Origin of the sequence: Sphingobium limneticum (assembly GCF_008710165.1) — a bacterium.
In the GTDB taxonomy this organism is placed as follows: domain Bacteria; phylum Pseudomonadota; class Alphaproteobacteria; order Sphingomonadales; family Sphingomonadaceae; genus Sphingobium; species Sphingobium limneticum.
Map to the genome: position 1 here is coordinate 89,418 of NZ_VYQA01000004.1, position 14,334 is coordinate 103,751.

Annotated in this window: 10 protein-coding genes; 3 read left to right on the forward strand and 7 right to left on the reverse strand. The window is 65.6% G+C overall.

Annotated features, from left to right (window positions below):
- The first annotated feature begins 245 nt into the window (after positions 1-245).
- Positions 246-803 (forward strand): outer membrane protein, encoded by a 558-nt coding sequence (locus F4U95_RS06930; protein ID WP_150425115.1) that lies wholly within the window; start codon positions 246-248, stop codon positions 801-803.
- Between the two features lie 289 nt (positions 804-1,092).
- On the opposite strand, the gene F4U95_RS06935 is transcribed toward F4U95_RS06930, so the two are convergent.
- The 4 genes from F4U95_RS06935 to F4U95_RS06950 all read right to left on the reverse strand — a co-directional run bounded on the left by F4U95_RS06935 (position 1,093) and on the right by F4U95_RS06950 (position 4,831).
- Entirely contained in the window at positions 1,093-2,499 is a 1,407-nt protein-coding gene (locus tag F4U95_RS06935; protein ID WP_150425116.1) for a UdgX family uracil-DNA binding protein, read from the reverse strand.
- A gap of 136 nt (positions 2,500-2,635) precedes the next feature.
- A complete protein-coding gene (locus F4U95_RS06940) occupies positions 2,636-3,106 on the reverse strand; it encodes a hemerythrin domain-containing protein (protein WP_120251534.1) in 471 nt (156 codons plus the stop codon).
- A 59-nt stretch (positions 3,107-3,165) separates the two neighbouring features.
- Positions 3,166-3,513: a hypothetical protein gene (locus F4U95_RS06945; protein WP_150425117.1), complete on the reverse strand. Its 348-nt coding sequence runs from the start codon at positions 3,511-3,513 to the stop codon at positions 3,166-3,168.
- Between the two features lie 73 nt (positions 3,514-3,586).
- Positions 3,587-4,831 carry a putative DNA modification/repair radical SAM protein gene (locus tag F4U95_RS06950; RefSeq protein WP_150425118.1) on the reverse strand — a complete coding sequence of 415 codons (1,245 nt, stop codon included), beginning with the start codon at positions 4,829-4,831 and terminating at the stop codon, positions 3,587-3,589.
- Positions 4,832-4,958: 127 nt separating this feature from the next.
- Here F4U95_RS06950 and F4U95_RS06955 point away from each other — a divergent pair, with 127 nt between their 5' ends.
- Positions 4,959-8,534 (forward strand): hydantoinase B/oxoprolinase family protein, encoded by a 3,576-nt coding sequence (locus tag F4U95_RS06955; protein ID WP_150425257.1) that lies wholly within the window; start codon positions 4,959-4,961, stop codon positions 8,532-8,534.
- Between the two features lie 103 nt (positions 8,535-8,637).
- Here F4U95_RS06955 and F4U95_RS06960 read toward each other — a convergent pair whose 3' ends face one another.
- Genes F4U95_RS06960 through F4U95_RS06970 form a run of 3 tightly spaced genes read right to left on the reverse strand, consistent with a single transcriptional unit; the run spans position 8,638 to position 12,468 of the window.
- The gene (locus F4U95_RS06960) at positions 8,638-10,185 is read right to left on the reverse strand and encodes a C1 family peptidase (RefSeq protein WP_150425119.1); all 1,548 of its coding nucleotides are present in this window, start codon (positions 10,183-10,185) and stop codon (positions 8,638-8,640) included.
- Positions 10,186-10,234: 49 nt separating this feature from the next.
- Complete coding sequence (locus F4U95_RS06965; protein WP_150425120.1) at positions 10,235-11,863, reverse strand: SUMF1/EgtB/PvdO family nonheme iron enzyme; 1,629 nt, start codon at positions 11,861-11,863, stop codon at positions 10,235-10,237.
- Complete coding sequence (locus F4U95_RS06970) at positions 11,860-12,468, reverse strand: hypothetical protein (RefSeq protein ID WP_150425121.1); 609 nt, start codon at positions 12,466-12,468, stop codon at positions 11,860-11,862. The genes F4U95_RS06965 and F4U95_RS06970 overlap by 4 nt, the downstream gene beginning before the upstream one ends.
- Before the next feature lie 185 nt (positions 12,469-12,653).
- Here F4U95_RS06970 and F4U95_RS06975 point away from each other — a divergent pair, with 185 nt between their 5' ends.
- Positions 12,654-14,270: a caspase family protein gene (locus tag F4U95_RS06975; RefSeq protein ID WP_150425122.1), complete on the forward strand. Its 1,617-nt coding sequence runs from the start codon at positions 12,654-12,656 to the stop codon at positions 14,268-14,270.
- Positions 14,271-14,334: the final 64 nt, after the last annotated feature.

Here is a 14,334-nt window from a genome sequence, read left to right on the forward strand (position 1 = left end):
TCCTTTCTGCGCCAGCGTTTATCGCAGGTTCAGAAAAAGGGGGTTTCGTTCATCGGGCTGACAGAAAGCGTGTTCTTTCCGTCACATAATCGCCTTTTACCGCGCTTTTCGGAATCGTTCAGGAAACCTTCCGCCCCGGCCGGCCATTATCCCCCCTGTCGACACGCAGCCGCTTTGAGCGCTCGCATCGACCCGGCGGGTCCAAACCGCCGCATAAAATCCACGATAGAAAAAGGGCCACCCCCATGAAGACACTGCTTTTTTCGGCAGCCGCTGCCGCTGTCCTGTTGCCTGCCGCTGCCATGGCCCAGGACGACGCCGGTTCCTCCACACGCCGCATTGAACCCTATGTCGGCGTCATGGGCGGCGTGCATAATTTCGACAGCGAAACCGGCAAGGAAGGCATCCCGCCCGTTGGCTACAAGGGCCGCATGGTCGAAGGCGTCGCAGGCGTGAATTACAATGTCGCCGGTCCCATCGTCGTCGGCGTCGAAGGCACTGCGTCCAAGGGCGTATCGGGCGATATCGACTGGGAATATGGCGTGGCGGGCCGCGCCGGCGTGAAGGCGGGCAAGGACAGCCTGATCTTCGGCAAGGTCGGCTATAAGTGGGTCAATTTCGACGCGCTTGGTCCCGACAGCCTCGATTTCCACGGCACCACCTATGGCGCCGGCGTCGAACTGTCGCCCGCTGACATGGGCGGTTCGGCCCAGAGCAGCAACATCCGCCTGCGCGTTCAGGCCGACACGATGGGCAATTTCCGCTCGATCCGCCCGATGGCGGGTGTGGTCGCGAAATTCTGATCTGACATAGATAGACCGGGGCGGGTCCACGCGATCCGCCCCGGTCCTTTCAGTCAACCTCCTGTTCCTCTTGATGCAGGAGTTTGGGGTGCGGAACGGTTTTTAGGACTGCAAACCGTTCCGCATTCCCCCGATTTTGCGCAGGGTCGGCGTCGCCACAGGCGACCAGCCTTCATCGTCACCCCAGCGAATGCTGGGGTCGCAGGAAGGGAAGCGCAACGCGGCCTGAGATCCCAGCATTCGCTGGGATGACGGCGAAAAGCGGACCTTCCCCACACAGCACTTCCACTCACCCCAGAGCCTTCACCCGCTCGGCCACCATCCGCAAATCATCCACGAACCGCGCCTGCTCCGCCGCTTGCCTCTCCGCATCGGGCAGGCGCAGCAGATAGCTTGGATGCACCGTCACCCATCCTTCCGCGCCATCCTTCAGCGCGATCGCGGCGCCGCGCGTGCGGCCGATCGTCACGGCCTTGCCCAGCATCGCGCGCGCCGCGCTGGCACCCAGCGCGACGATGATGCGCGGCCGGATGAGGTCGATTTCCTGCCCCAGCCACCAGCGACATGCTTCGATCTCGCCCGCATCCGGCGACTGGTGCAACCGCCGCTTGCCCTGCCGCTCGAATTTGAAATGCTTGACCGCGTTGGTGACATAGGCGCGGGATCGGTCCACGCCCGCCTGCGCCAGCGCCCGATCCAGCAATTGCCCCGCCGGCCCGACGAACGGGCGGCCTGCCAGATCCTCCTGATCGCCCGGTTGCTCACCGATGATCATCAGCGGCGCATCAAGCGGCCCTTCACCAAATATCATCTGCGTCGCATCGCGGTGGAGCGGACAACGGGTGCAGCCCATCGCTTCATGCCGGATCGTCGCCCATACGGTCGCGACATCCCCCTGCCGCTTCGGCACCTTTTCCGGCAATGGCGCGGTCGCGATCATCGCCGCCTCGCGCGCCTGTGCGCCGGCGATCAGATCGGGGATCAACGCCGCCTCGGGCAGATTGCGCCAATATTTTTTCGGCATTTCCGACAGCATCGCCCCGGTCTTGAGCCGTGCCGGGTTGAAGATGGCGGCATAATAGCCCTTCCACAGCGCCTCGACCGGATCACCGTCGGGCGCGTCCGTCCGTTTCGCGCCCGGCCCTTCGGCGAGCGTCTCGCCATCCCAATGGATGCTGATTTCGGGCGTCAGGATCGACCAGCGCATCGCGGCGAAGCGGCGCATGAAGAAGCCGGCATTGGCGCGCACGACATGATGGTCCGGCTCGAACCAGGCGACGAAGCGTTCGCCCCCGTCATCCGATATTTCGCGAAAACGCACGAAGGCGCGCATCTTGTGGATATCGCGCCGCACCGCCTTGGCCAGCACATCCACCCGGCGCAGCAGCGGGTCGGCCTTGTCCTCCATCAGCCCCGGCCTGCCACGCAACCGGCATAGCAGCGCATAAAGCAAGGCAAAGCGCGCCGGTTCGCTATGGAGGATGGCCTTCTCGGCCAAATCGACAAAAGCGCGCGGCACGGCAAAGCCCGCACCGGGCCGCTCGGCCGGCAGCGGCGTGTCGCCGAACAGGTCGATGCTCTGATCGCCCACCTGCCACACGATATCCGCCGGATCGACGCCCGCCAGCGCCAGCCGCCGCGCCGCCGCCCGCCAGCCGTCGAAATCGTCCGGCGCCGTCAGCGCGACGCGGTACATCTCGGCCTGCTACACCATGACCTGTTCGTTTCGAGCGTGTCGAGAAACAAAAAGCGCATTGCTATCGGTTTAGCTTCGCTGAACTCGGCTTTGCCTCGTTTCTCGACTTGGCTCGAAACGAACGGTCGCAGATAGATCAATCCTCGGCCTGGGCTCGTTCCAGTTCGGCGGGCTTGCGCTTGGCGAACAGCTTGCCGAGCTTCTCCTCTTCGGCGGCCGTCAGTTCCTTGGCCGCGTCGGGGAACATCTCTTCCTCCTCCTCGTCGATATGGTGGAGGTAGCGCTTCTTCATCTCGGCGAATTTCTTCCGCCATGCCTCGCCATTGAATTTCAGGTCGTCCAGCTCTTCCAGATAATCGTCGATTTCCTTGTGCTCGGACACGCTGTGCTGCGCATCCTCGCGCAGGTCCGGCCGCGCCAGCATGGTGGCGTAGAGCGTTTCTTCCTCCGCCGCGGCATGGGCGGACACTTCGACCTTGAACTGTTCGAACAGCTTTTCCAGCCGCTCCTCGTCCTTCTCGCGATCCGCCTCCGCCATCTTGGCGAACAGCTGGCGATGGGCGTCGTGATCCTGTTTCAGGCGATCGAAAATGGTGGCGTCGGCCATGGATATTCCTCCTCGTGCGAGGAAGAAGAACGACGGTCGCGGCAATTGGCTCCGAAGGATCAGCCGAACAGGAAGCGGAAGATGATCGCCACGGGAATCCACAGCAATGCGCCAAGGATGCTGGCGCCCCAAAGCTGCAATATGTCGCGGCGGAACCGCAGCGTGAGGCCATGCTGCGACAGACCGCCTTGCTCCAGCATCTGCCAGCGCCGTTCCAGCCCGCGCGCCGCCACGCCATAGCCGCCGATCGCGACGATGATGCCAAGGTGCAGGACCAGCGATCCGCCCATCTTGGCGACGACGAAAATCTGCGCGAGACAGAAGACGACCAGGGCGGCGGCCAGATGCGAACTGATGCGCTTGGCGAAACCCTTACCCTGTGCGCGATTGCCGACTGCGGTCGCCAAGACCCCATTCTCCTTTTTTGACCCTGGCAACAGAATTTCATGTGTGGCGCGCTCAATCAACCCGAAATTACGATTATGTGAACAAATCGAGCTGTTTCGCGGGTGGAGCGAGACGGGCGCGCAGGTCGGCCCGGTCGATCAGGGCGACCGGCCGCCAGTCCGCCGCGACAAGGAACGGCCGCAATTTTTTGATCGATGTGGTCAGCCGCGCCACATCGTCCAGCCGCAACCGCCGATGGCGTCGGCTCATCAGGATGCGATCGACCGCCTTCACGCCTAGTCCCGGCACGCGCAGCAGCGCCTCACGCGGGGCGCGGTTGACATCCACCGGAAAGGCAGCCCGATGGTTGAGCGCCCAGGCGAGCTTCGGGTCGATGTCCAGCGGCAGGCAGCCGGTCGCCGCATCGGTCGCCGCCGCAATCTCCCGCGCATCATAGCCGTAGAAGCGGATCATCCAGTCCGACTGATACAGCCGATGTTCCCGCATCAGCGGCGGCCGCTTCAACGGCAGCACTGCGCTGGGCGAAGGAATGGGGGAAAAGGCGCTATAATAAACGCGGCGCAATTTATGCCGGTCGTACAGGCTGCTTGCCTTGGCGATGATCGCCCGGTCGTCGGCCGCATCGGCGCCCACGATCATCTGGGTCGACTGGCCGGCGGGGGCGAAGAGGGGCGCGCTCTTATATTTGCGTTTCGCGTCGATCTTGTCGTCGATCTCGCCACGCAAATGGCCCATCGCCCCTTCGATCCGCCCGCCATCCTTTTCCGGCGCGAGCCGTTTCAGCCCACTGTCCGTCGGCAATTCGACATTGATCGACAGCCGATCGGCATAGAGGCCCGCCAGGTTGAGCAGCGCCGGGTCGGCATCGGGAATCGTCTTCAAATGGATATAGCCGCGAAAATCATGGTCCTCGCGCAGCGACCGGGCGACCTCGACCATCTGCTCCATCGTATAGTCGGACGACGCGATGATGCCCGACGAGAGAAACAGCCCCTCGATATAATTGCGGCGGTAGAAGTTGAGCGTCAGCTCCACCACTTCCTGCGCGGTAAAGCGCGCGCGGCGCACATCGCTCGACCGGCGGTTGATGCAATAATGGCAATCGAAAATGCAGCTGTTGGTCAGCAATATCTTGAGCAGGGATATGCAGCGGCCGTCGGGCGCATAGGCGTGGCATATGCCCATGCCCTCGGTCGATCCGATCCCCTTGCCATCGCTGCTGTTCCGCTTCGCCGTGCCGGACGACGCGCAGGAGGCATCATATTTGGCGGCATCGGCCAGGATTTCGAGTTTCTGCCGGGTGGAAAGCTGCGCCATTCGTTCCTGATATGTTCGGGATCGCCCTCTGTCCACAACCTCGATCAACTCTGCACCAAGGGACAGGGGCCGTCGCAGGCGCGGGCAACCCTTGCCATCGCGCGCCCGCCCCGCCATCACCCGCCCCATGACATGGCATTTCTGGATCGACCGCGGCGGCACCTTCACCGATGTGGTGGCACGCGCGCCCGACGGGCAACTGCACACCGCCAAATTGCTGTCGAGCGACCCGGAACGCTATGCCGACGCGGCGGTGGAAGCGGTGCGCCGCCTGACCGGCGCGGGTGATGGCCCGATCCCGCCCTGCACCCTGCGCATCGGCACCACCATCGCCACCAACGCTCTGCTGGAGCGCAAGGGCGAACCGGTGCTGCTGGCGATCACGCGCGGTTATCGCGACGCGATCCGCATCGGCACGCAGGAACGGCCGGACCTGTTCGCCCGCCGCATCATCCTGCCCGATCCGCTGCATGCCGATGTGGTCGAAATCGACGAGCGAATGATGGCCGACGGCACCATCCGCACGCCGTTGGATGAAGCCGCCGCCCGCGCCGCGCTGCAATCCGCCTATGACAAGGGTCTGCGCGCCGTCGCGATCGTGCTGATGCACGGCTATCTCCATCCCGCCCACGAACGGGCACTGGTCCGCATCGCCGCCGATATCGGCTTTACCCAGATCAGCGCCAGCCATGACGTCGCGCCGCTCATCAAGCTGATCGGTCGCGGCGATACCACGCTGGCGGACGCCTATCTCTCCCCCGTCCTGCGCACCTATGTCGATGGCCTGCGCGATGCCCTGGGCGAAGACGCCGACATGCTGTTCATGCAGTCGAGTGGCGGCCTGACCGACGGCGCGCTGTTCCGGGGCAAGGACGCCGTCCTGTCCGGTCCGGCCGGCGGCATCGTCGGCCTCGCCCGCACGGCCGAGCAGGCGGGCTTCCGCGAAGTCATCGGTTTCGACATGGGCGGCACGTCGACCGATGTGTCCCATTATGCCGGCGCCTATGAGCGCGACAATGAAGCGCGCGTGGCCGGCATCCGCCTGCGCGCGCCGATGATGCGCATCCACACCATCGCGGCGGGCGGCGGCTCCATCTGTTCCTTCGTCGACGGCCGTTTCCGCGTCGGCCCTGAAAGCGCGGGCGCGGTCCCCGGTCCGGCCTGCTATCGGCGCGGTGGCCCGCTCACCATCACCGACTGCAACGTCATGCTGGGCAAGATCCAGCCCGCCCATTTCCCCAGCCTGTTCGGTCCGAACGGCGACCAGCCGCTCGATGCCCAAGCGGTGGAGGCGCGCTTCGCCACCCTTTGCGCGCAGGTGGAGGCGGACACCGGCCGCACCATGACGCCCCGCGACGCGGCGCAGGGCTTCATCGCCGTCGCCGTCGCCAGCATGGCGAACGCGATCAAGCGCATCTCCGTCGCGCGGGGCCATGATGTGTCGCGCTATACGCTCGCCAGCTTCGGCGGGGCGGGCGGGCAACATGCCTGCCTGGTCGCCGACGCGCTGGGCATGGACCGGGTGATGATCCACCCGTTGGGCGGCGTGCTGTCGGCCTATGGCATGGGTCTGGCCGATCGCCGCGCGGTGCGGGAACGGACGCTGGCCCTGCCGCTGGGCGAGGTGGGACTGGACGCTGCGCTCGATGCGCTCGCCGATGACGCCCGGACCGACCTGCCCGACGCCGATCGCACCGAAACGCTGCTGCGCCTGCGCTATGACGGCACGGACAGTCTGTTCGACGTGCCGCTGGCCGATGCCGACACCATGCGCGCCGATTTCCTGGCCCAGCATCAGGCCCGCTTCGGCTTTGCGGGCAAGGGCCGCATCCTGATCGACATGGCCCGCGTCGAAGCGATCGCCTCGACCCGCGAAGCCATGGACGGCATCGTCGCCATCGCCGCGCAGGCCGCGCCGCCGCTGGCTCATGTCGACTATGCCGGCGACACGGCCCCCGTCCATGATCGCGCCGGTCTATCGGCAGACAGCCTGATAGATGGCCCCGCGCTCATCATCGACCCTGTCTCCACCACGGCGGTCGAACCGGGCTGGCGGGCGCAGCTCGACGCACATGGCAACCTCATCCTCACCCGCCACATCGCCCGTGCCAAGCCCGAAAGCGGTGACGCCACCAGCGTCGATCCCGTCCGGCTGGAGGTGATGGGCGGCCTGTTCATGGCGATAGCTGAGGAAATGGGCGCCGCGCTTCAGCATAGTGCTTCTTCGGTCAATATTCGGGAACGGCTGGATTTCTCCTGCGCCTTGTTCGACGCGGCCGGCAATCTGGTCGCCAACGCGCCGCACATGCCCGTCCACCTCGGCAGCATGGGTGACAGCATCCGCACGATCATGCGCCGGCGCGGCATTGTCGCGAATGGGGGCCCGGACGGACAGCCGATCGACGGGCGCGGCATGCTGCCGGGCGACGTCTATGCGCTCAACGCCCCTTATGATGGCGGCACCCATCTGCCCGACGTCACGCTCATCATGCCGGTTTTCGTGGGGGCGGGTGCGCCGCGCTTCTATGTCGCGGCGCGTGGCCATCATGCCGATATCGGCGGCATCACGCCCGGCTCCATGCCGCCCGGCAGCATCAGCGTGGAGGAAGAGGGCATCGTCCTCGACAATCTGCTGCTGGTCGATCAGGGCGCGTTTCGCGAAGCCGCCATCCGCGACCTGCTGGCCTCCGGCCCCTGGCCCGCCCGCAATATCGACCAGAATATCGCCGACCTCTCCGCGCAAATCGCCGCCTGCGCCAAGGGGGCGAGCGAACTGCGCCGCATCAGTGATAGTTACGGAGTCGAAACGGTATCGGCCTATATGGGCCATGTGCAGGATCAGGCCGAAGCCGCCGTCCGCCGCCTGATCGATCGCCTGTCCGACGGGCAGTTTCACTATGCGATGGATAGCGGCGATACTGTCCAACTCGCTGTCCATGTCGATCGCGCCGCCCGCGCCGCGACCATCGACTTCAACGGCACGGCCGACCAGTTGCCCAATAATTTCAACGCCCCCGCCTCCGTCGTGCGCGCCGCCGTCCTCTATGTCGTGCGCACGCTGATCGACGAAGCCGTGCCGATGAACGACGGGTGCCTCAAACCCATCACCATCCGCATTCCCGAAGGCTCGATGCTGCGCCCGCGCTTTCCCGCCGCCGTGGTCGCAGGGAATGTCGAAACCAGCCAAGTCGTGACCGACGCCCTGTTCGGCGCGCTCGGCGTCCTGGCCGGGGCGCAGGGGACGATGAACAATTTCACCTTCGGCAACGACCGCCACCAATATTATGAGACGATCGCAGGGGGTGCCGGCGCCGGTCCCGACTTTGACGGCGCCGATGTGGTGCAGACGCACATGACCAACAGCCGCCTGACCGATCCCGAAATATTGGAGACGCGCTTTCCCGTGCTGCTGGAGGAATTTTCTGTGCGCACGGGGTCGGGCGGGCAGGGGCGTCATCGCGGCGGCCATGGCGCGCTGCGCCGCATCCGCTTCCTGGAGGATATGACCGCCGGCATCCTGTCCAACCGTCGCATCGTGCCGCCCTTCGGCCTGGACGGCGGATCGCCCGGCGCGCTGGGCCGCAACAGCGTGGCGCGCGCCGATGGCAGCATCGAACCGCTCGGCCCGACCGCCACGGTGCAACTGCGCGCGGGCGACGCCTTCATCATCGAAACGCCGGGCGGCGGGGGCTTTGGAACCTGATCCAATAGCCGTAAGCAAAGATACGAACCCATGGCTTTGTGTTCCCCGGCCTACGCCGGGGAACACTCCGTCTGAGTCAGCCGCATCCCACCTTGGTATGAAGTCAGTTGCTGGTCTGGAGCCTCACAAAGGCGGCCGATACGCCCTCGCCCCGTTGCGCGGCCAGCCTGGCGCGCAGCCGGGTCAGGAATTGCCGCTCGGTCCCGTTCACGACCTCATCGTCGCCGAACAGCGGTTTGGCCGAAGCCAGTGCGACGATCAGTTCGGGGCCGAAGGGCGGCGCGACCTGATAGCGCTGCGCGGTCTGGCTAAGGCCGATGGTGACGCGGCGCACGCCCTTGCGATCCGGCTCGGGATGGCCGCGATGCAGCTCTACTGCGCTGCCGTCCGCCTGTAGGTAGATGATGCTCAAATAGGGCCGCGCCGCGCTGGTGGTCGCGCTGACGCCGAAAATATCATTCTCGCGCATCACGACCGGGTCGCCCGCGCGATCCTTACCGTCCGCAGTCAGCACGCCGATGCCGGTGCCCTCGCGCGCCAGCGGCGCGGCCAGCGTCAGTGCCGCTTCGCATTGCGGCCAGGGCAGGTGACGCACCGCGAAACTGCGGCGCGGATCGGCCTTGGCCGACGCCTCGCGCAGCGCGGCGATAGCGTTGACGTCGCCCGAAAAGCCGGTGACGCTCGTGCCCTGTACCGACACCGTGCCGCACGGCATTGCAGCCATCTGCTCGGCGAAGATCTGCGCATCGCTGCGCGGCGGCGGCGGGGGCGCGCCCGCTGGGGTCGGGGCGACCGGCGCTTCGAGCGAATAGGCCTCGCCAGCCAGCAGCTTGAATGTGTCATAGGCGATCCAGGCATAGCCCTTGTCGCCCCAGCCCACGCCCCAGCTGTTCATGATGCGTAGCGCCTGTCGATCCTCGTCATAGCCCACGATCGCCATGGCATGATAGCCGGCCCGGTCCGGCTTTTCCGCACGACCATATACGCCGTCCCCGCGAAACGCCTTGAAATCCGCCGGAGCGGGCATGGCGAAGATGACCGGCACGCCGCGCGCCAGCGCGCCCTTCACATCGTCCAGCACAATCGGCGTGCGCCAATCGTCCTTCACCTCGCGATCGACCGCGCGCCAGTCGAGCAGGCGAAAATCGCCCGCCCTGGTCTTGAGCGTATCGGGCGCTGGAATGGCGCATTTGGTCATGTCGTCGGGGAAATCGGCCAGCGTGACCGCCCCTTCATTCTTGAGCAGGGTCAGCGCCGCGACGATGCTGATCGTGCCGGTGCAGGGCGACCCCGCCGGGCGCAGCCGATTATAGACATAAGCCGGGCTCATCTGGTCGCCCGGTTCGTCCGGCTGCATATTCTTGTCGCGGAAATTGAGGAAGGTGCGCGCGGCATAGGTGGTGGCCCAGGCGACGCAATTGGGTTGCGGTCCCTGCGATCCGGGCGGGGGATAGGCGTTGGACAGGTCCACTTGCTTGGGCAGATAGGCACGGAACCGCCCCTGTTTGGGCAGCTTGGCATAATCTTGTGGAGACACCGGCTCCGCCCCGGTCATGAACAGCGCGTCGTCGGCCGGCTGCTGGGCGGACGATCCCGCCGCGCACAGCGCCAGCACGGCCGGCGCGCCCCATCGCACAAGGTGGCGTGTCATTACTCTATTTTCCCCCATTATTGCAGCGCCGGACTGGCCAACTCGTCATTCAGGACGATCCCCCGATTTCATCCTGGTCCAGGTCGCGCACGACGCGCAGCCCGGCATCCTGCCGGCGTTTGCCCGGCGGCACGGTAAAGCGGTTGGCCGATCGCAGCGCATTGGGCGCGCTTTCGAACGATCCGCCGCGCATGATCCGGCCCTTGCACGACATATCGGTGCAGCCCGCCGTCCATTCCCACATATTGCCCTGCATCTGGTTGAGGCCGAAGGCGTTGGCGGGATAGCCGTTCACCGCTTCGGGATAGCCGCGATAGGGGGCCGTTTCCGATCCGCGATAGCGGGCCGTATGATCGTAATTGGCCATGGACGGGCCGATATCGTCGCCCCAGGGAAAGGCCGTGGCCGCGCCCGCGCGGCTGGCATATTCCCATTCCTGCTCGCTCGGCAGGCGATAGGCGCGGCCCGACTGGACCGTCAGCCAGGCAAGGAAGGCCTGCGCATCCTCATAGCTGATGTCGCTCGCCGGGATCAGCGGATTGGGATTTTCCTTCGACCAGTTGCCCAGCTTCGGACAGGCATTGTCGCGCACGCAGCCATTCCATTCGGCGATCGTCACTTCATAGACACCGATCGCAAAGGGGCGGTCGATCTTCACATCCGCCTGGACCGTTTCGTCGCCGTCACGCCCGGGTTCCGACTGGGGCGATCCGAAGGGCGTGATGCCGGCCGGAATCGCGCGCATCCATGGGCAGTTTGCGCAATCGTAGAAGCGATCGCTCGCCGCGCGGTCGCAACTGATGAAGCAGGGCGGCGCGCCCTGAAGCCCATAGTCGAAGGTCGGCTTCTGGAAATTCTTGCCCGACGACAGCGCGACGCGGTCCGACACGCGCTTCAACGCGTCGGCGATCGTCTGTTGCGGGCGACGGATTTCCTCGGCCAATATCTTGGAAAAGACGCCGTCGTCGAAGGCCACCTGATCGGCGCTGGTGGAAAAGGCGACCAGATAGCCCTGATCCGGCCGGATCGCGGCGGCGGGCGCTCGCACCATGCGGCGCAGGCCCTTGCTGCCGGCCAGTTCGCCCACCGCGCTCGCTTCGGTTCCCGTCTCGGCGGCGATCATCTGGGTCAGGGACGGCGGCGGCGCAGGCAGGACGTTGCGGCACATATCCAGCACGATCAACATCGTCCGGGCGCCCGACCCCAGCAGATGATGCGTCAGCGCCGCGCGGGTCAGCGTGGCGCTTTCCGGCGTCAGGTCGCGGCCGGCATCGACCGGCAACAGCATGACGTCGCCATAGCTGCCCAGCGCCGCGCCATGGCCGGAAAAATAGAGGGTACCGAATGCCTTGGGGCCAGCCGCGGCCAGCTGCGCGCGAAATTGCGCAACCGCCTGGCCCATCGCCTCGCGCGTCAGGTCGCGACGGACCTGCACCGGGCCGGTCCCGCTGGCATCGATAAAGCCCGTGGCATTGAGCGCGGTCGCGACTCGATCGCCGTCGGTGTAGGTGGAACCGAGCTTGTCGAAGGCCGCATAGGCGCCGTTGACGATCACCAGCGCCAGGCGCGGTTCGTCCGCCGCGCGCGCCGGTCCCGCCAGCGCCAGCACCAAGGTCGCCAGCATGGCAATCAGCGCGCGGAACCATCCACGCCCGCCCCCCGGCAGTGGCTGGATCATCGCGCCGCCTTGCGCGGGGTGAATTCTACCTGGGTCACGACCTGATCGACCGCGTCGACATGCAGCACCGCGTCATAGCGGCGTATGGCCTTATAGGGTTCGGCCGGGCCGCCGCCGAACAGCTTGGCGAAGAAGCCGCCGAAACCGCGCCCCTTCTGGCAATAGGGCGCGACGCTGACCGTGCCGCCGCTCTGCTTGACCTCGTTCAGCCAAGCGCCCAGCGGCGCCGGCGCCTCCCGGTCCGCCGGATAGGGCGTGTCCATATCCACCACCACGGCCCGGCCGCGCAATTTCGCCCTGAAGGCCCGGTCGAATTTGGTGGGATCGTCGAAGCGCAGGGTCGGCTTGGCCATCGGCCGATCGCAGCTTTTGAGGATGGGCAGGGTCATGGCCTGCTTGCCCGGCACGGCCGCAGATGTGGGCGTGACCGCATGCGCCGGTGCCTGCTGCACGGGCTGACCGTTGGTGACGGCGGTGGGGGCAGGCGATTCCGGCGGCAATATGCGCACGCCACGACCGGCCGCACCGGCCGACGCATCATTGCCCGTCTGCGCAAGCAAATCGCCGCTCGTCCCCGCCGATGCAAGCATAATGAATATAGCCATGGTGTCGCGAACAGTATTCATATGCCGATCTCTAATGATGATATAATTATTGCAGAATATATATGTATCTGACTATGAATATATCAGTTTTCACTGAATATATAGCGTGAAGAAATTGGATGTCGAATTGGCTATGTGCGTTGCGGGCAATAATATTGGCCGGAATCATAACAACAATACCCCATATGGGGTATGCGCATGCGGAAACGCGCGCGCTTTTGGTTGGTGCATGGCAGTTCAAGTCCAGCCTGATCATGGATCTGGTCGGGCCGGAAAATGATCTGGCGGCGATGGAGACGCTGATTCGCGGGCAGGGGGCCAGCGACGTCACCGTCCTGCGCAATGACGGCGTCAGCCGCACCACGGTGGAAACCGCCCTCCATGCGCTGGGTCTGCGCTCCAAGCCGGGCGACTGGATCTTCCTTTATTATACCGGCCATGGCGCGCTGGCCGAAGCGGCGGTGAAGGGCACGCGCGACGGCGATACCGACCAGTTTTTGCCGCTGCCCGGCTTCGATCCCGATGTGAAGGATGCCGAACGCTTCATCGTCGACAAGGATTTCTACACCTGGCTTTCCATCTATGTGCCCAACGGGGTGCAGGTATTGATGATGGCCGATACCTGCCATTCGGGCACGCTGCACCGTTCGGTGGATCCGCGTGTCAGGGGCATGGCGCCGCGCCTGACGCTGGGCGCCCGCAATGTGGAGCTGGGTGCTCGGCCCGCGCCGCGATTCGCCTCCGTACTGGCCGCCGCCGACGCCGGGGCAGACGCGACGCGCGACGACCTGCCCAATCTTTTCTACATCGCCGCCGCGCGCGACGACCAGATCGCCTGGGAAAATGCGCTGCCGGTGGAAGGAGCGCCGACGCGCGGCTTCCTCACATGGTCGTTCGAACAGGGCGTGACGACGCCGCGCGCCGACGGCAATGGCATGGCCGCCGATCAGGATGGCGACGGCACGCTTTCGATCGGCGAACTGGGCGCCTATCTCAACGTGCAGGTGCGGATGCTGAGCGGCCAGCGGCAGGAAAGCAGTACGATCATCCCGCCGGGGCGCGAGCGGCAGGGCCTGTTCGCCACCGTGCCGCCGCCGCCCGCGCCACCTGCCCCGCCGCCGCTCCCCGGCCTTTACGTCGCGGACGTAAAAGCGCGGGCCAGCGTCAGCGGCGATCATCCCTGGCGCATCCTGACCGAAGGGCAGGGCGCCGACTTCGTGTGGGACGCGCGGGCGCAGGCGATGCTGCGCCGCACCGGCGATATCGTCGCGCAAAATGTGAAGACGCCGGCACAGGTGCGCGGCGTGATCGACACATGGGCCGCGCTGGAGGCGCTGCGCCCGCTCTTGTCGGAACGCAGCGCCCGGCTGATGGTCGGTCCGCTCGACAATGGCGCGCGCTATCCGTCCGGCGCGCCGGTGACGCTGGCGCTGGCCCAGACGCAACCTCAGCCGCAAGCGGGGCAGGGCGATAGTGCCGCGCCGCGCTACGCCACCATATTCAATATCGCGTCGGACGGCACGATCCAGCGGCTGTTTCCCGTCACCGAATCGGATGGCGATGGCCGACTCGCCACAGGGCAGTCGCTCCCCATCCTCGACAGTCAGGTCATTCCGCCCTTCGGCGCCGATCATGTCGTCGCGCTTGTGACGCCGCAGCCGCCGGACGATGTCCGCCTGCTGCTGCGCACGGTGGAAAATCAGCGCGCCGCATTACGGCTGGTCGAACCGATTCGCGCACTGCTGGCCGGCGCCGGCGGCCAAGCCAGCCTGTCGATCGGCGAACTTTACACGGGCAACTAAAGTCAGCAAAAAACGATGCGAACCTGAGGCATTATTTTCCCCGGCGCAGGCCTAGCTGCACCTT